At 59.9% G+C, this 18,396-nt stretch carries 14 protein-coding genes; 9 read left to right on the top strand and 5 right to left on the bottom strand.

The genetic code is table 11. The features are described from left to right. Positions 1-20: 20 nt before the first annotated feature. Both mscL and IOD40_RS10385 read right to left on the bottom strand, forming a co-directional pair. On the bottom strand, positions 21-443 hold the full coding sequence (gene mscL, locus IOD40_RS10390) for a large conductance mechanosensitive channel protein MscL (protein WP_198476584.1): 423 nt from the start codon (positions 441-443) through the stop codon (positions 21-23). A gap of 105 nt (positions 444-548) precedes the next feature. Then, positions 549-4,070 carry an SEL1-like repeat protein gene (locus tag IOD40_RS10385; RefSeq protein ID WP_233713933.1) on the bottom strand — a complete coding sequence of 1,174 codons (3,522 nt, stop codon included), beginning with the start codon at positions 4,068-4,070 and terminating at the stop codon, positions 549-551. Between the two features lie 422 nt (positions 4,071-4,492). Between IOD40_RS10385 and IOD40_RS10380 the strand changes: the two genes are divergently transcribed. The 6 genes from IOD40_RS10380 (at position 4,493) to IOD40_RS10355 (ending at position 12,360) form a co-directional block, all read left to right on the top strand. Then, positions 4,493-4,933: a MerR family transcriptional regulator gene (locus tag IOD40_RS10380; RefSeq protein ID WP_198476583.1), complete on the top strand. Its 441-nt coding sequence runs from the start codon at positions 4,493-4,495 to the stop codon at positions 4,931-4,933. A 198-nt stretch (positions 4,934-5,131) separates the two neighbouring features. Continuing rightward, positions 5,132-6,922: an acyl-CoA dehydrogenase gene (locus IOD40_RS10375; RefSeq protein ID WP_198476478.1), complete on the top strand. Its 1,791-nt coding sequence runs from the start codon at positions 5,132-5,134 to the stop codon at positions 6,920-6,922. Between the two features lie 69 nt (positions 6,923-6,991). Further along, on the top strand, positions 6,992-8,164 hold the full coding sequence (locus tag IOD40_RS10370; RefSeq protein WP_325099707.1) for an acyl-CoA dehydrogenase family protein: 1,173 nt from the start codon (positions 6,992-6,994) through the stop codon (positions 8,162-8,164). 32 nt (positions 8,165-8,196) lie between these two features. Next, a complete protein-coding gene (locus tag IOD40_RS10365; protein ID WP_198476477.1) occupies positions 8,197-9,405 on the top strand; it encodes an acetyl-CoA C-acetyltransferase in 1,209 nt (402 codons plus the stop codon). Positions 9,406-9,427: 22 nt separating this feature from the next. Continuing rightward, positions 9,428-11,644 (top strand): 3-hydroxyacyl-CoA dehydrogenase NAD-binding domain-containing protein, encoded by a 2,217-nt coding sequence (locus tag IOD40_RS10360; RefSeq protein WP_198476476.1) that lies wholly within the window; start codon positions 9,428-9,430, stop codon positions 11,642-11,644. 170 nt (positions 11,645-11,814) lie between these two features. Beyond that, positions 11,815-12,360, top strand: a complete 546-nt coding sequence (locus IOD40_RS10355; protein ID WP_198476475.1) for a thioesterase family protein — start codon at positions 11,815-11,817, stop codon at positions 12,358-12,360. 153 nt (positions 12,361-12,513) lie between these two features. Here IOD40_RS10355 and IOD40_RS10350 read toward each other — a convergent pair whose 3' ends face one another. Continuing rightward, the gene (locus IOD40_RS10350) at positions 12,514-13,440 is read right to left on the bottom strand and encodes an oxygenase MpaB family protein (RefSeq protein ID WP_198476474.1); all 927 of its coding nucleotides are present in this window, start codon (positions 13,438-13,440) and stop codon (positions 12,514-12,516) included. A gap of 121 nt (positions 13,441-13,561) precedes the next feature. Between IOD40_RS10350 and IOD40_RS10345 the strand changes: the two genes are divergently transcribed. Continuing rightward, positions 13,562-14,191 carry a S24 family peptidase gene (locus tag IOD40_RS10345; protein ID WP_198476473.1) on the top strand — a complete coding sequence of 210 codons (630 nt, stop codon included), beginning with the start codon at positions 13,562-13,564 and terminating at the stop codon, positions 14,189-14,191. Further along, entirely contained in the window at positions 14,158-14,916 is a 759-nt protein-coding gene (locus tag IOD40_RS10340) for a thermonuclease family protein (RefSeq protein ID WP_198476472.1), read from the top strand. Before IOD40_RS10345 ends, IOD40_RS10340 begins: the two co-directional genes overlap by 34 nt. On the opposite strand, the gene IOD40_RS10335 is transcribed toward IOD40_RS10340, so the two are convergent. Next, on the bottom strand, positions 14,905-16,563 hold the full coding sequence (locus IOD40_RS10335; RefSeq protein WP_198476471.1) for a lysine--tRNA ligase: 1,659 nt from the start codon (positions 16,561-16,563) through the stop codon (positions 14,905-14,907). The two genes, IOD40_RS10340 and IOD40_RS10335, sit on opposite strands and share 12 nt — an antisense overlap. A 166-nt stretch (positions 16,564-16,729) precedes the next feature. On the opposite strand from IOD40_RS10335, the gene IOD40_RS10330 reads away from it, so the two are divergent. Beyond that, positions 16,730-17,146: a tellurite resistance TerB family protein gene (locus tag IOD40_RS10330; RefSeq protein WP_198476470.1), complete on the top strand. Its 417-nt coding sequence runs from the start codon at positions 16,730-16,732 to the stop codon at positions 17,144-17,146. On the opposite strand, the gene IOD40_RS10325 is transcribed toward IOD40_RS10330, so the two are convergent. After that, entirely contained in the window at positions 17,140-18,000 is an 861-nt protein-coding gene (locus IOD40_RS10325; protein WP_198476469.1) for a transporter substrate-binding domain-containing protein, read from the bottom strand. The genes IOD40_RS10330 and IOD40_RS10325 overlap by 7 nt on opposite strands. Positions 18,001-18,396: the final 396 nt, after the last annotated feature.

Here is an 18,396-nt window from a genome sequence, read left to right as displayed (position 1 = left end):
TTTTGTTAAAGACGCTAGACTTACTTCGTCGCGAGAATGTCGCGGATCTCGGTCAGCAGCTTGACGTCTTCCGCAGGCGGTGCTGCCGGCTCTGCAGCCTTTTCCTTTTCGAGGCGGCGGCGCATCGAGTTCACACCTTTGACCATCAGGAAGATGATCCAGGCGAGGATCATGAAATTGATGATCACGGTGAGGAAATTGCCATAGGCAAAGACTGCGCCCTGCTCACGCGCTGCGGCGAGCGTGTTGGCAGTGACTTCTGACGACAGCGGCAGGAAATAGTTGGAAAAATCGAAGCCGCCGAAAAGGGCCCCGACGATTGGCATGATGATGTCATCGACAAGCGAGGAGACGATCAGACCAAACGCGCCGCCAATGATCACGCCAACCGCAAGGTCCATGACGTTACCCTTGGCGATAAACTCCTGAAATTCCTTTATCATCATCTCCCTCCTGGAGAATGGGCGTTACCGAAACATCGGCGGCCGGGGGCGACCGAAGATCACCAGATTAGCAAAGTGACCGCGGCCATTACCACATGCTGCTTATCAAGCGCCACGGCGGTCAAGAAGACTGCGCACCAGCACCTCATCAACCTCGCCAGTCGCAGGAATTCCGTTTGCCTTCTGAAAAGCGGTGATGGCTTCCCGGGTGCGCTCGCCCATCACGCCATCTTCGGCTCCGGCATCAAAGCCCTGCGCGTTGAGGATGCGTTGGATGTTGCGCACTGCCTGCCGCATATCGATGCTCGCAGTGGTCTCGCTGCCTTCGCTCCAGCTGTCAGGGATTTCGACCGCGTTCGCTTCAGGATCGGCCTCACGCACCTCCCAGAGTTCAGCTGCGTTACGCGCGCGTTGCAATGATTCAGCGCTGAGCGCCTTTGCTACTTCATCGCGCTTTTCGGCAGCATCCTTGTCACCGGCGCGAGCGACGAGGTCGAACCATTTGTAGGCTTCCTCAAGGTTCTGCTTCATCCCGACGCCTTTCGCCGCCAGAATTCCAAGGTTGAACTGGCTGTCGCGGACGCCCCGCTCTGCGGCTTCCAGGAACCATCTGGCGGCCGAATCGTGGTCTGTAACCTTGTCAGCGCCCATGGCGTGGAGAACTGCGAGATTGTGCATCGCGCTCGCATTGCCCTGCGTCGCAGCGAGCTGGTACCAGGTCTTTGCCTTGGCCACATCGCGCTCGACGCCGATCCCCTTTTCGTAGAGGTTGCCAATGCGGTACTGGGCGGGGGCGAGCCCCTGATCGGCAGCTTGTTCGTACCATTTGGCCGCCTCAGCCATATCGGCTTCAACGCCGCGACCTTCCGCATAGCGGCTGGCAATCTCGAACAGGGCCTTCGGATCTCCGGACGCCGCGGCCTCGCGAAGTGCTATGGGGCCAGCGTTGACCGGAATTGCTGCGACTTCCTCAGCGCTCGGCTCGGCTGGCAAGGCGACCTGTTCAACCGGCGCTGGGGGTTCCTCGACCTCGGGCAGCGCGTTGGAAATGGTCGGGTCAAGCCACGCCATGTCGCCGGCAGGATCGGGCTGCGGCCGCGCAGGTTCTTCGAGCACCGCCGACTGCTCGGAAACGAGATTCTCCTCGGTACCTGTCTCGCCCTGAAGTGCGACGGCACCCTCCTCGGCGTTTCCGGAGTTCAGCTGCAGCGCCTGGCTGTCATCTGCGACGATGGTACGCCCAATTTGCAGACCAAGGATGGTCAGAGCGACGACAGCGACACCCGCGAGGAGCGGCGCCCGGCTCTTGCCGAAAAGACTTCGCGTCCCCTTCTTCTCACCCTTGCCATTTTCGCCCGCCTTCGACGGATCCGTTTCTGCAGCTGCAGCCTGAGCAGCCCGCCGCGCGGCAGCGATAAAATCGGCCTTGGCGATTTCCGCGTCGCCTGCCTGTGGAGCAGCAGTCTTGGCGCTGCGGACGCGCTTCATGATCGCGTTCAGGTCCGGCGCGCCCGATCCGGGTACCAGCGGCTCGTTGGCAATCTGCGGATCAAGCGCAGTCTCTGCTTCCAACAAAGGCGCAGAGAACTCCGGAACCTCAGCTGCTGGCATTGAAGGCGTCGCAGCAACGGGCTCGCTTTCAGCGGTCTGCTTCGCCTTCCGTCCCGACAACGCCTTGGCAAGGCCTGACAGCATCGAACGCTTCGGCTCGGTATCGACGACCTTATCTGCGGCGCGAACCGTCTCGATAGCCCCCTCAAGCGCTGCTTCAGCCGCGCTCATCTCATGGGCATCAGGCGCAAGCGACAACGCATCTTCAGCCGGAGCGAAGGATGGCGTCTCGGGCAAGGTATTGCGAACCTTCTCGCGGCGCTCATGCTGTTCTTCCTGAGCGCTCTCGAGCATGCTGAGCCGATCGACGATCTTCAGTAGCGTGTCGTGGATCGCCTCGAACGTCTTCGTGTTGCGTTCATCGGAGCGACGCGCCAGCGCCTCAAGCGTCTTCAGATCGTCTGTCAGCGTCGCGATGACCGCGTCATCAGCAGTTCCGGGCGTAATGTTACGCACGGCTTCCTCTGCCGCAAGGCGAGCAGCCTCGACGACCAGCCGGCGGTTATCCTCAATCGTATCCTCGATCCGGTCCAGGCGCGGATGGATCTGCGCGAAGTCTGGGCTCGAAATTTGCGCGGTCAGCCCCGCAATCTGGGCCTCAAGACTGCGCAGCAACTCCGTGTCGACGCTGGCCGCGCCCGCTTCGACGATTGGCTGTCGTTCAAGACGGCCTGCAAGCTCGGCAAAACGCTCATCCATTGCCTGGAGAATGTGGTCGCTCGCCAGTGCATCGCCGTAAGGCTCGCGCTCACCCAAATGTACCGTCACATCATCGAGGCGACGCTCAAGGTCGCGGAACAGCGCTCGGCCCTGCTCGACCGCATCGTCCTGTCGCTGCTCCAGCATTGAGGCGACATTCACAAAACGACGTTCCATCCCTTCAAGCAGCGTCTCGACGTCAGGTCCTGCCTGCGTCTCATCAAGCTTGCGCGAGATGACGTCGATCTGGCTCGCCAACCGGCTGACCATGTCGTCAGGCATATCGACCCGACGCGCGATCTCCTCCACGCGAACCCCAAGGTCGGCAAGCTGGCCCGCCAAAGCGTTGGCCGGATTCTCTTCGACAATTGAAACCAGCTGGCGCGCAAGCGAGGAAATTCGCGCCTCGATCCGCTCGAACGGCTCAGGATCGAAAGAAGGCGAAAATGCTACGGCGGAGGAAGCCGCGACCGCGCGGGAAATCTCGTCAAGTCGCTCTTCAATCGCTTCCAAGGTAGCTGCGCTGACTCGATCCTGCTGGTGGGCGAACTGATCGACTGCCGACGCAAGGATCTTCATCTTCTCTTCGAGCGAGCGCATCGTGACGGAGCTCGGAAGCTTCTCCACGGCCGCCGAAATAGTTTCAAGACGGTGAGAAAGTGCATCGAGGACTGCGCCATCATGCGGACCGGCCTGGGGAGCAGATACCTTGGCCGCGATGTCATTCCAGCGGCGATCAAGCTCGTCCCAGCGGCGGTCGAAGGATTGCACGGTCTCTTCGCGCGCCAGCTTGCCGAGCGAGCTCTTCACGCCTTCCATTTCCTGCCGCAAAAGGTTGATCTGGCGATCATCACTTTGCTCGGCGAGGCGATGGATCATCCCGGACAGCCGCTCGAATTCGGCCTTGAGCTCGCCAGCGTCCGCAACTGCTCCACTTCCCTGCAGCGCCTGATCAATCTCCTGGCGAAGCTCGGCAAATTCGCGCCGAAGCCCCGTGGTCATCTGCGTTCGCACCTCTTCACGAAGCGAACGAAGCTCATCCACCATGGGATGATCCGACCGCGGCGCGGCGCGGCGTGCCAGCTCATCCCACTTTCGCGTGTCATCCTGATGCTGCCTTGCGCCATCAAAGTGGCGGCTGCGTCCGAAAAGAGACTCACCATCACTCGGCGCGATAGGCCGACGGATTCGGTTCTCGAGTTCGGCCAACGTCTCATTCAGCTGCTCTAGAGACGTGCTGGAACGGCGACGCCGTCCCGCGTTTACCGAATCAAGATAAGAGCGCCTGTTGTTCATCGAAACGTCCGCTACCGCCATATCGGCCGGAAATTCCGGCACGTTTTTCAACCTAAGCCCGAAGCGCCATCCAGATCGGGGCCACTTTGGCCCTGTCCGTCCTTCGGCGTATCCCCCGATGAAAAACCGTGATCGACAGTAGACATGATCTCACGGCACACCGACTACCGCGCACCTTCTACCCGGCATGGTAAACAACACGTTAACCATGCTTCTTAAGCTTCGGACAACAGATCGTGCCGCTGCGACTTTTTTCACCTGTTAAAGAAAATGTGACCTAGCGGCGTCTTTTCGCACTTGCAGCAAAAATCCCGCCCATTTATACCCCCGACCAATCGCTGACCTCACGGTCGGACGAGCATTTAGCCGGATGCCTTTCGCCCCAAGGGTATCCAAATTTGCGTTCCGCATCCGCGGGCGCGAGTATGGGGAAATGTAAAATGATGAACATGATGCCGGCCAGCGAAAGCTTAGCCAGTGCTTCCGAGGTATCCGACAATTACATCCGCATCGGAGATATGGCCAACCTGTTCGGCGTAACGCTTCGTACTCTTCGTTTCTACGAAGATAAGGGGCTTATATCGCCGAAGCGCGAAGGCAACACTCGCCTTTACTCACGTCGTGACATTTCTCGTCTCAACTTGATCATGCTCGGGCGTAAGGTTGGGTTCTCGCTGCGCGAGGTAAAGCAGATCATGGACCTCTATGATCCAGAGGGACGTAATATCAAGCAGCTGCGCACGCTTGTCGACAAGTCGGAGCGTCAGATGGTCAAGCTGGAAAAGCAGCGCGAAAGCGTTGAAGAGGCCATGCGCGACCTTCAGAACGCAATGAATGACTGGAAAGCTGTTCTGGCTACTCGTCTTCAGGCAGCTGCCGCATAATAAGATCTTCCCCAGATCTGAACTGGATGGGCTCGCCACTGGCGGGCCCATTTTTTTGTCTTCCGCCAACTTGATCGTCACATGTTGCCATCCGGCGCACAATTGACGTTTACGCAAACGTCAAATTTCGCTAGCTTTGCCTCGCCGCGATGCAATATCGCTCCATATTCGGCATGGACCGTTGGCCAGGAGGATTTCATGACAACCTACAAGGCGCCTGTTGCGGATACCCTTTTCATCCTGAACGACGTTCTCGGTTACGAACGCTATTCGAACCTGCCGGGTTTCGCCGACGCCTCGCCGGATCTGCTTGATGCCATCCTGGGCGAGGCGGCCAAGCTCGCCGAAAACGTCATCCATCCGCTCAATCAGGTCGGCGACCACGAGGGTTGCGTGCGTCACGCCGACGGTTCCGTCACCACGCCGACGGGCTTTAAAGACGGCTATGACCAGTATCGCGAAGGCGGCTGGATGTCGCTGGCGATCCCGGAAGAGTTCGGCGGACAGGGCCTGCCCTACACCGTGCACACAGCCGTCGCCGAGTACATGTCGTCCGCCAACATGGCGTTGATGATGTATCCGGGCCTGACCCAGGGCGCGATCGCAGCAATCCTCGAACATGGATCTGACGAGCAGAAGCAGACCTTTGTGCCGAAGATGGCTGAAGGCGTCTGGACCGGCACGATGAACCTCACCGAGCCGCACTGTGGCACGGATCTTGGGCTCCTTCGCACCAAGGCAGTCCCGACCGGCGACGGCGCTTACAAGATTTCCGGCCAGAAGATTTTCATCTCGGCGGGCGAGCACGACATGAGCGAGAACATCATCCATCTCGTCCTCGCGCGCATCGAAGGTGCGCCAGAGGGCGTGAAGGGCATCTCGCTGTTCATCGTGTCCAAGTTCAAGCTCGACGCCGATGGCAATCTTGGCGAGCGCAATGCCGTCTCGTGTGGCTCGCTCGAAGAAAAGATGGGCATCCACGGCAACTCGACCTGCGTCATGAATTATGACGAAGCCGAGGGTTATCTGATCGGTGCCGAGAACGGCGGCCTTAAGGCCATGTTCGTGATGATGAATGAAGCGCGTCTCGGCGTTGGCCTTCAGGGCCTGTCGCTTGGCGAGGTCGCCTATCAGAACGCCGTCGCCTACGCCAAGGAGCGCCTGCAGGGCCGTTCGATCTCAGGCGCGAAGTCGCCGGACAAGAAGGCCGACCCCATCATCGTCCACCCGGACATTCGCCGCAACCTGATGAACATGCGCGCCTTCAACGAGGCGGGCCGTGCGCTCATCCTCTGGACCGCGCTGAAGTCTGACGTTGCCCATCGCTCGGACGTTGAGGCCGACAAGCAGGAAGCCGACGATTTGCTTGGCTTGATGACCCCGATCATCAAGGGCGTCCTCACCGACAAGGGCTTTGAGCACGCCGTCATGGCGCAGCAGGTCTTTGGCGGCCATGGCTATATTGAAGAACACGGCATGAGCCAGTTCGTGCGCGATGCCCGCATCGCCATGATCTACGAAGGTGCCAACGGCATTCAGGCGCTCGATCTCGTCGGCCGCAAGCTGGCGCTCAACGGTGGTCGCGCCGTGCAGACCTTCTTCAAGGAGGTCGGCGAGTTCTGCGAAGCCAACCGCGCTGACGAAAACATGGCTCCGTTTACCAAGGGCCTCAAGAAGGGTCTCAACGACCTGCAGGCGGCGACGATGTGGCTGATGCAGAACGCGATGCAGAAGCCCGACAATGCCGGCGCTGCCTCGACCGACTATCTCCACCTCTTCGGCCTTGTCGCGCTCGGCTACATGTGGGGACGCATGGTCAAGACCGCGCAGGAGAAGATCGCGGATGGCAGCGGGTCTTCGATCCACGAGGCCAAGCTCGTCACCGGTCGCTACTTCATGGAACGCATCATGCCCGAGACCGCCGCGCACCTCGCGCGCATTTCGGCTGGCGCCGATTCCATGATGGCCCTGCCAGAGGATGCGTTCTAGAGTTTGTGCCGCCTCGGCCTGTCCAACGCGGGACAGGCCTCCCATATCTTCGGCGACAGGAGCTATTGAGTGACGATCCAGCCTGCAGAAGTTCTCAACCTTCCCAAGCCCGCATGGGCGGATGAAGAGGTCGGCATGATCTACGACATGGCGCAGCGCTTTCTCGAGGCTGAGATTGCGTCGCGTTATGAAGAGTTCGAGAAGAACGAGATCTTCGACCGCGAGAGCTGGCTGAAGGCGGGTGCCAATGGTCTGCTCTGCGCCTCGATGCCGGAAGAATATGGCGGGGCTGGCGGCACGTTTGCGCATGAGAGCGCAATCCTTGAAGCGATCAGCCATGTCGGCGTCGATGGCTTTGGCATCGGCCTGCACAACTCTATCGTCGCGCCCTACATTCTTTATTATGGCTCGGAAGAGCAGAAGAAGAAGTGGCTGCCAAAGATGGCGTCGGGCGAGATGATCGGCGCCATTGCCATGACCGAGCCCGGTGCCGGGTCCGACCTTCAGGGCGTGAAGACGCGCGCTGAAAAGGACGGCAATCACTACCGCATCAACGGCTCCAAGACATTCATCACCAACGGCCAGATGGCCGACCTGATCGTCGTCGTCACCAAGACCGACCCGGAAAAGGGCGCGAAGGGCACGTCGCTGATCGTGGTCGAAACTGAAGGCCTCGAAGGTTTCCAGCGCGGCCGTAACCTCGACAAAATCGGCCTCAAGTCGAACGACACCTCCGAGCTTTTCTTCAACGACGTTCGCGTGCCGACTGCCAATCTTCTTGGTGACGAGGAAGGCCAGGGTTTTGTCCAGCTGATGCAGCAATTGCCGCAGGAGCGGTTGCAGATCGGTGCGACTGCTGTGGCGATGTCGGAACGGGCGCTGGCGCTGACAATCGATTACGTCAAGGAGCGCAAGGCGTTCGGCAAGTCGGTGATGGATTTCCAGAACACCCAGTTCAAGCTGGCGGAATTGAAGACCGAGGTCACGGTTGGCCGCGTCTTCTACAATGACTGCGTCGCGCGCCACATTCGCGGCGAACTCGATCCGGCCACCGCCTCGATGGCCAAGTACTGGCTGTCGGACTTGCAAGGCAAGGTCGTTGACCAGTGCCTGCAGCTCTTCGGCGGCTATGGCTACATGAACGAATACCCGATTGCCCGCATGTTCCGCGACGCCCGCGTCCAGCGGATCTACGGTGGCACCAACGAGATCATGAAATTGCTGATCGCCCGCACGCTCTGAGCGTTGTGGCCGGCAAACCAAGGGAGAGACTGATGGCAGACGCTTTTGTCTATGACGCGGTGCGTACCCCGCGCGGTCGCGGCAAGAAGGATGGCTCGCTTCACGAAGTTCCGGCTGTGCGCCTTGCGGCAAAGACGCTGGAAGCAATTCGCGACCGCAACGGCCTCGACACTTCGACCGTCGACGACATCATCTTCGGCTGTGTTGATCCCGTTGGCGAAGCTGGTTCCGTGATCCCGCGCTCGGCGGCGTTTGAAGCCGGCTACGACAACAAGGCGCCGGGCATGCAGATCTCCCGCTTCTGCGCGTCCGGCCTTGATGCTATCAACCTGGGTGCAGCCAAGATCGCCGGCGGCTCGGACGAGATCGTCATTGCGGGCGGCGTTGAAAGCATGAGCCGCGTCGGCATGGGCATGTCGGGCGGTGCATGGTTCATGGACCCGTCGGTCGGCCTGCCAGGCTTCTTCGTCCCGCAGGGCGTTTCGGCTGACCTCATCGCCACCAAGTATGGTTTCTCGCGCGATGACGTCGACGCCTACGCAGTCGAAAGCCAGCGTCGCTCGGCCCATTCGTGGGAACAGGGCTATTTCAAGAACTCGGTCATAACGATCAAGGACCAGAACGGTCTGACCATTCTCGACCATGACGAGCACATGCGTCCTGGCACCGACATGCAGTCGCTCGCCTCGCTCAACCCGTCCTTCGTCATGCCCGGAGAGATGGGTGGCTTCAACGCTGTCGCGATCCAGCGTCACCCGGAAGTCGAGGCGATCAACCACGTCCACCATGCCGGCAACTCGTCGGGCATCGTTGATGGTGCGGCTGCCATTCTGCTGGGTTCAGAAAATGCCGGCAAGGCCATGGGCCTCAAGCCGCGCGCGCGCATCCGCGCCTTCACCAACATCGGCTCGGAACCGGCGATCATGCTGACCGGCCCGGTCGACGTGACCAAGAAGCTGCTCGACAAGGCCGGCATGTCGCTTGCCGACATCGACCTCTTCGAACTCAATGAAGCCTTTGCCTCGGTAGTGCTGCGCTACATGCAGGCCTTCGACATTCCGCACGACAAGATCAACGTTAATGGCGGCGCGATCGCCATGGGCCATCCGCTCGGCGCAACCGGCGCGATGATCCTTGGCACGGTTCTCGACGAACTCGAGCGCCGCGACCTCAACACCGCGCTTGTCACCCTGTGCATCGGCGCCGGCATGGGCACCGCAACGATCATCGAGCGCGTTTGAGCTGGGCGGAGGAGACAGAATAATGGCGAACTACACCAATTTCACGGTCGAGACCGACAGCGATGGCATCGCGCTCGTCACCTGGAACATGCCCGACAAGTCGATGAACGTCTTCACCGAAGAGGTGATGAACGAACTCGAACAGATCGTCGACCAGACCACCGCTGATGAAGCGGTCAAGGGCGTTGTCTTCACCTCGGGCAAGGAGACCTTCTCCGGCGGTGCGGACCTCACCATGCTGCAGAAAATGCTCGGCCTCTATGAAGCCAAGCGCGGCGGCAATGAAGAAGAAGCGATGCGCTTCCTGTTCGACAATGCCGGTCGCATGACGTGGCTGTTCCGCAAGCTCGAAACTTCGGGCAAGCCGTGGGTCTCGGCGATCAACGGTACCTGCATGGGCGGCGCGTTTGAGCTGTCGCTGGCTTGCCACGGGCGCGTTGCTGCCGACAGCGACAAGGTCAAGATGGCGCTGCCTGAAGTGAAGGTTGGCATCTTCCCGGGCGCTGGCGGCACCCAGCGCGTGATGCGCCTCACCGACCCGCAGTCGGGCCTGCAGATGCTCACCTCCGGCCAGAACCTGACGCCGAAGAAGGCGAAGAGCATGGGCCTGATCCAGGAGATCGCAGCGCCGGACCAGCTGATCGACGCTGCGAAGGCGATGATCAAGAACGGTCTCAAGCCGGTTCAACCGTGGGACGAAAAGGGTTTTAAGCTTCCGGGCGGCCCGGTCTATTCGGCAGCGGGCGCAAATCTCTGGCCGCCGGCAATCGCGATCCTGCGTCGCGAAACCTTCGGCAACTATCCGGGTGCAGCTGCGATTCTGCGTGCAGCCTATGAAGGTCTACTCGTTCCATTCGACACCGGCCTTCGCATCGAGCAGCGCTACTTTGCGCAGATCTTGCGCTCGACCGAAGCGCGCATGATGATCCGCTCGCTGTTCGTCTCGCTGCAGGAGCTGAACAAGGGTGCACGTCGTCCCTCAAGCGTGCCGGAATCGAAGTTCACCAAGATCGGCGTTCTTGGCGCTGGCTTCATGGGCGCAGGTATTGCCTTCGTCACCGCGAAGGCCGGAATTCCGGTTGTCCTGCTCGACCGTGATATCGCCGCTGCCGAAAAGGGCAAGGCGCATTCGGCGGGCCTGATGGATGGCGCGATCAAGAAAGGCCGCGCCACGGCAGAACAGAAAGAGAAGCTTCTCTCGCTGATCACGCCGACCGTCGACTACAAGGACCTTGAAGGCTGCGACCTCGTCATAGAGGCCGTGTTCGAGGATTCCGAAGTCAAGAAGGGCGCGACGCAGCAGACCGAAGCCGTCATCGCTGCCGACGCAATCTTCGCCTCCAACACTTCGACCATCCCGATCTCGGCGCTGGCACAGAACTCGTCGCGTCCGGCCAACTTTATCGGCATCCACTTCTTCTCGCCGGTCGACAAGATGATGCTGGTCGAGATCATTTTGGGCGAAAAGACCGAGGACAAGGCGATTGCCACCGCGATCGACTATGTTCGCGCGATCAAGAAGACGCCGATCGTCGTCAACGACACCCGCGGCTTCTACGTCAATCGCTGCGTCCTGCGTTACATGGCTGAAGCGTTCCAGATGGTCATCGAAGGCGTTCCGCCGGCAATGATCGAGAACGCGGCGCGCATGGCCGGCATGCCGGTTGGCCCGCTGGCGCTGACAGACGAAACCGCCATCGACCTCGCGCAGAAGATCATGAAGCAGACCATTCGCGATCTTGGCGAGAAGGCGGTCGATCCGGAACAGTTCAAGCTGATTAACACTATGGTCGACACGCATGGTCGCCTTGGCCGCAAGAACGGCAAAGGCTTTTACGACTATCCGGAAAAGCCGGCGAAGAAGCATCTGTGGCCAGAGCTCAAGACGCTCTACCCGCAGCAGGATGCCGATTCGCTCGACGTCGAAGAGGTCAAGCAGCGCTTCCTCGTCACCATCGCGCTCGAAGCTGCGCGCGTCATGGAAGAAGGCATCGTCACCGACCCGCGCGAAGCGGATGTCGGCTCGATCCTCGCCTTCGGCTTCGCGCCGTATACGGGTGGTGTGCTGAGCTATATCGACGGCATGGGCATGAAAAAGTTCCTCAAGCTCGCTGCCGACCTCGAAGCCAAGTATGGCCCGCAGTTCAAGGCACCGAAGCTTCTGGCCGACATGGCCGAGAAGGGCGAAACCTTCTACGACCGGTTCAATCCGTACCCGACGGCCGACAAGGCAGCGTAACCGGCACCGCCGATGCGAGATGCAAGCCTTCCCCTTTGGAGAAAGGGGAAGGCCCCGTTCGAAATGCAGATGCCAACTTCCGCAATATTGTCCAACCAGCCTTGCAGGTGAGGCGCCCGTTAGGGCAGAGGGGTGGCATGAATATCGCCCCCGCTTGAAGGTAATCGAAAATGTATGTTTGGCTCCGGCTTGCCCGGATGATGGCGACCGCCAGGTCGCGCGGTCCTTACAAGGTCGGCGATGAAAGCCGCCTCTCCTTCCGCTGCCTGCCGACGGATATCGACGGCAATGCGCATCTGAACAACGCGCGCTACATGATGCTCGCCGACGTTGGCCGGATCGACATCTTTGTACGTGCCGGGTTGCTGTCCCTGGCGCGCAAGAACAAATGGGCCCCGATGATGGGCGGCCTTCAAACCGTCTATGTCCGGGAAATCAAGCTCTGGAAGAAGTTTGACGTCGTGTCGACTGTTGAAACCTGGGACGACACGCAGATTATCGGGCGGCATCGCTTCGTTCTTGAAGATGGCCGCACCGCTGCCCTCGTCATGACCACCGCCGGCGTCTACGATTTCAACAATCGAAGTTTCCTCAAGATTGACGATCTTTTTGAAACCCTCGGCGTCACCGACAAGCCCCGCGCGCCAAGCGAAGAAGAACGCATTTTCATGTCCTCGCATACGGGGTTAAGGCAGCTCGCGAAGGGCCTGACGTAGGTTTCTCTCAGGGCGCCCCCTCCACCACCTTCGGTGGTCCCCCTCACCCCGCTTCGCGGGGGAGGATCTGAACGTCGAACGCAGCGATCTCCGGAGCTCCTCCCCCATTCATGGCGGAGGTGTCGCGAAGCGGCGGAGGGGGCGGCCAAGCCGCTAACGGTAAAGATGATCCGCCGGCAGGCCCAATCTCAGGCATGATTGCGCGGGTGGCAGAGATGGCAGCACAAGGCGGTCTGCCATGGCACCCGCCTGCCGCAGAAGGTTCTCTTCGCCAAGTCGCATCTCGTAGCTGTGGGGCAGTCTGAGGAAGGTTCTAATTTCCTGCGGCACCAGGGAGACCGCCGCCCGGACCATGGACCGTTGTATGGGGCGCAGGACGGAAGGAAACACATCTGCTTCCGAGATCAACTTGAGAAACTCCTCAATGATCGGCGACGGCTCCAAGCGGATGCGAACATCCTCGAGCATCTCTTCCCATTCGGTCACGGATGTAGGCGCCCCCCTTGCGCCATACAGCTTACCAGGAATGGTCGCCTCGGCGAAGGCTGTTGAGATTTCCGCTTCGCTCAGCGTGTCCACATAGCGGCTGTAAGCCAGTGCGAACCCGAAGGTTGCGGTCGCCTGCACCCAGTCCAGAAGCGGTGTGTCGTTGGCGCGGTAGGCGATACCGCCCGGAGTAACCCCGCCTACGCGCTCATGCTGGCGCACGACGCCCTCAATCATCTTTTTCGCCCTGCTCCTCGCCCCATAGACGGTCACCATAGCCGCGAGGCCTGTGCGCTGCAGGCGACCTGCAGGGTCCTTGCGAAAAGTGCTGTGTTCCCAAACACCCGTGCGAACGGACGGCTCCGCCAGTTCGAGTATGACTGCGGCGACCCCGCCGATGAAAAGAGAGACCGGATTTTTGAACAGCCGCCAGGATATCGAGTTCGGCGGCAGCAGCGCCTCCTCCCCCACCGGCTCGCAAAAATCAAAGCGAAGCCCGCCTTCCGGCTGCATCAATTTGCGCCCGAGCCGATCCAGTTGGCTCTCAAGCGGCAAAAACATCAATCGCGGAAAGCTGGTTCGTATATGCTTCATGCAGCATCCCTCGTGAGCGGAACCAATTTCCTTTCTGGCTTTTCGTTCCGCCTCGGCTGGACCCCGGCACGCGAAATCGATAACAATTGCGGAAGGCATTTCCTTCGCCGACGGATGAGCCATGCTTTCGCATCACCAGCTTTGGGCCGCCATCGACGCCCTTGCCGAAAGGCATTCGCTGTCGCCCTCGGGGCTTGCCCGGCGCGCGGGTCTGGATTCCACCGCTTTCAACAAGTCCAAGCGCACATCATCTGACGGGCGGCCGCGCTGGCCCTCCACGGAATCGCTGGCAAAGATCCTCGCGGCCACAGGCGTCTCTCTGGATGAGCTTGTCTCTCTCATCGACGGAAGTGATCGCGCAGCCTCGCAAACGGTTCCGCTTCTGGGCTTCGCGCAGGCGGGTGCAGGCGGATATTTCGATGATGCGGGCTTCCCTCAGGGTGAAGGTTGGGACGTCATCGCGGCTCCTCCGGGGACACCTGAGGGGTCTTACGCACTTCAGGTGCATGGCGATTCCATGTGGCCGCTCTATCGCGACGGCGACACACTGATCGTTAATCCGACCGCAAATGTGCGCAAGGGCGATCGGGTGGTGGTGCGTACGCGCGGCGGCGAAGTTACCGCCAAGCTCCTTGCGGCTAGAACGAGAGAGAAAATCGAGCTCGTGTCGCTCAATCCAGAGCATCCCAATCGGTCGATCCCCGTGCACGAGGTCGAATGGATCGCCCGAATAATCTGGGCCAGCCAATAGGTGACCTGATGCGCCCCCTCGCCGTAGGAATAGGACTGGCAGGGGTGATCAGCGCCGCAAGCCTGTTGATTGCCCACTCGACAGGCAGCGAGGTCAGTCAATCGCCTGCACAACAGTCTGAGGCACCTGCAGAGCCGATGCCCCCTCGGCCTTCGGCATCCACCCCGCCCATGCCAATTCGGCCAGCCAGCCCCGAGCTCCTCGCCGTCCCCGTCATCTCCCCACAAGACCTTGAGCGGATCGAACCCACTTTCGATATCGCCCAGTCAGACGAGTCGCGCCCGGGGGACAAGGCAACGCTGCTCTACCGGCCGCTATCAGAGCGCGCCGGTGAATTCGAAGCAAATGGCCATCGCATCCGCCTCGAAGGGATCGTGCCAACGGCCGCCGATGAAAAATGCAGCGAGGCAGGCAAGAGCTGGCCTTGCGGCATTCATGCGCGTACGGCCTTCCGCAATTGGCTGCGAGGGCGCGCGATCAGCTGCATCGTGCCTGCGACGCCAGCCCAATCAACCACCGTCACAACCTGTCATCTGGGCAAGCAGGATGCTGCGGAGTGGCTGGTGACACAAGGCTGGGTCAGGGCCGAGACTGCGGGCCCCTATTCTGAACTTGCAGAGGAAGCCAAAAAGAAAAAGCGGGGCTTGTTCGGCCCCGCTCCTCTTGTTTCTTCTGTGCTTCCGCCCGTTGAATTGCCGGACGAGCCCCCTCAATCAGGCAACTAATTCTCCGGCCAGCGCCTTGGCGATCAGGGTCCGCGTGTTGTCGATGCCGTAGAGCGCAGCGAACGAACCGAAGCGCGGGCCGCGCTCCTGACCGATCAGCACCTGATAAATCATCTGGAAGAACGCGACGGAAACGCCGGGGCCACCCTCGGGGCTCTTCTTCTTGTGGTCCTGATAGCGTTCGATAGCGCGGGCAACGTCGAGCGCAGCGTTCTGAATGGCTTCGCCATCGGCACCAGCCGGCAACGCTGCGAGCGTATCCGACAGTGCCTTGAGTGCCTCAGCTTCCACCTCGTCCGGCGCACGAAAGACTTTCGTCGGCTTCACGAAGTCTTCGAAGTAGCGGATCGCGTAACCGACGAGACGGTCAAGTTCAGGATGTGTCTGCGGCGTGACGCCCGGTGCATGGCGCGAGATGAACCCCCACAATACAGCCGGTTCGTGCGCGTTCGAGGCGCTGACAAGATTGAGCAGCAGCGCGAAGGACACCGGAAGATCCACCACCGGCACGTTGCCGCTGTGGATGTGATAGACGGGGTTGCCAAGACGCTCCTTCCATTCCTGACGCTGGTAGGCCGACAGGAAGGCGTAATATTCGTCAACGGCGCGCGGAATGACGTCAAAATAGAGCTTCTTCGCCGTACGCGGCTTCTGGAACATGTAAAGCGCAAGGCTTTCCGTCGGCGCGTAGGTCAACCACTCGTCGATCGTCAGACCATTGCCCTTCGACTTGGAGATTTTCTCGCCGTTCTCATCAAGGAAGAGCTCGTACACGAAGTGCTCCGGCGGCAAGCCACCAAGCACCTTACAGATATTGTCGTAGACCCCCATGTTCGGACCGTGGTCCTTGCCGAACATCTCGAAGTCAACGTTGAGCGCAGCCCAGCGGGCGCCGAAGTCTGGCTTCCACTGCAGCTTGACACTGCCGCCGAGGATCGACTGGGTCACCTCCTCGCCATCCGGATTATCATAGGTGATCGTCGCATTGACGGCGTCCACCTTCTTGATCGGTACGTAGAGAACCTGCCCTGTTTTCGGCGAGATCGGCAGGAACGGCGAATAGGTCGCGCGGCGTTCCTCGCCCAAGGTCGGCAGCATAATGTCCATGATCTGATCATAACGCTCGGCTACGAGGCGCAAGATCCCGTCGAAGCGACCGGACTTGTAATAATCGGTTGCGCTTGCAAACTCGTATTCGAAGCCGAACGTGTCGAGGAAGCGGCGCAGCATCGCATTGTTGTGCGCGCCGAAGCTGTCATGGTCCTCGCCAAAAGGGTTTGGCACAGCGGTGAGCGGCTTGTGCAGATGCGGCTCGAGGAAAGAGCGATCCGGCACGTTTTCCGGGATCTTGCGCATGCCGTCCATGTCATCGGAGAACGACAGGAGCCTCGTCGGCACCTTGTCCTCAGTCAGGATACGAAACGCATGACGCACCATCGTTGTGCGCGCCACCTCGCCGAACGTGCCGATATGCGGCAGGCCGGATGGCCCATATCCGCTCTCGAACAGAACCGCCTCCGGCCAGTCGCGGACCTCATAACGTTTTACGATCTTGCGAGCCTCTTCAAAGGGCCACGCTTTGCTTTCACGCGCCGCGGCAAGGATTTCCGGCGTCACTTGAAGCGAATTTGATCGCAAAGAAGTCATTTCCTAACTTTCCATGAGGGTTTGGCGGCACATCTGCACGCGGATGAACCTCTAAGCATGCATGTGAGGTGCGTCAATGATGTCACCGCTTTTTCATTGCGGCTCGCGGGGTGGCTTCCTAACTTTGCCCCGGATAGATTTACTTATTGCAGTGCAGGAGGGATTCATGGCTCAGCCGACCGCTCAGGAAGCGCTAGTCTACATAATGGTGATCGTGTCAGCCTCTGACCGAAACATGCGCGACGAAGAACTGGCACGGATTGGAGCAATCATTCGCACGCTTCCTGCTTTTGCCGACTTTCCGCAGTCACGGACGCTGGAGGCGGCTCAGGACTGCCAGAAGCTGCTCCATGAAGAAGCAGGGCTTGAAGGGGTCCTGGCCATGATATCAAATGCTCTTTCACCGGAGATGCGCGAGACCGCCTATGCTCTTGCGGTCGATGTCGCATCAGCCGACCATTCGGTCGCGCTTGAGGAGCTTCGCATCCTCGACATTTTGCGCAGCAAGCTGGCGATTGACGATGCAGCGGTCGGGGCCATCGACAGGGCCGCCAGCATCCGCCACCGCGCCTTCACTCAGTAAAAGCTAACCGGGAAATATTTGAGATAGAGTTCGGCGAAAACGCCCTTCACCGATATTTCCCTCAAGGCATAGTCGAACGCCTGCACCAGCGTGTCACCATCGTGTCGGACGGCGATTGCCAGTCCGGCACCAAGAAATTCCGGAGCCACATATGCCCCTCCGGCAAAGCGACAGCAATTTTCTGCATTAGTGCTGGCAAGCCAAAACGAGAGGCGGAGTCCGTCTCCAAAGACCGCGTCCAGCTTACCTTCTCGCAGATCATCCAGCATCCACTCGGGACGCGAATAGGTCACCGGTCTGGCTGACGCGAAATAGCTGCGCAACATTGCTTCATGCGCTGAACCCGCCAAGACGCCGACGCGGCGACCCGACACAGATTTATAAACAGGCTCATTGAGAGGCTTGTCCGTCTTGACGGCAAACCGGGCCGGAAAGCGCAGATATGGACGGGTAAAAAGGTAGGTTTCGCGCGTTTCCGCATTTACCGGAACACCGGCAATCAGCGCCTCGCCCTGCCCGCTCTCAATCGCGGCATCGAGTTCCTCCCAAGGCAGCCCCTGGATCTGGCAGCGTGCCGCGACGTCAAGTTCACGGCATATGGCACGCGCAAGATCGACATGAAAGCCGCTCAACCGGTTCTGCTGGTCGAGATAGCTGAAGGGCGGAAAATCGATTGTCGTCAGAAAGCGAATGCGGCTGACACTCGTCAGATCCGGCCGCGGCAGTCGTTCCTTGTCATCCCAATAATTTGGAATGGTTGGCTCGGCGGCTCTCGCCAGCGTGCCGCCAAAACCGTTGGCAAGCAGCAACGGAACGAGGGCGACGATGATGGATTTGACGGCGGAGCGGAACATTCACGCGGTTCTCAAGACGGGCATCTATCTGCGCTCTCTGCAGCTGGAGTGTCAACCACACTGCGCCGGCTCCTCCATCCGCCAAATAAGTTAACGCCCCTATTAAGTAAAAATTATAATATTTGAAAATTCTTAAATAACATGCAAGCATACCTTTTGGGCGGGAGTATATTGCTTGTATTGTGCGTCACTCATACTCGCGCACATCGATCTAACCTTTTGCGCCGATCGAGCAACCTCCTTCACGACGACACCGGACACCTGTCTGCAGTCATAAGGAGCGAGCAAGTGCCTGCAATTGCACAACCTCCACTAAGGACAGAGACATATAGCCAATCGCCCGGGATTATGCACCTCGCGCCCCGAACGGCTCACGATCGACGCCCTCTCCTTCTG

Source organism: Aquamicrobium zhengzhouense, assembly GCF_016124105.1.
Taxonomy (GTDB): domain Bacteria; phylum Pseudomonadota; class Alphaproteobacteria; order Rhizobiales; family Rhizobiaceae; genus Aerobium; species Aerobium zhengzhouense.
Note: the sequence above shows the minus strand (reverse complement) of the source record. Positions and strands in the feature narration are given on the sequence as shown.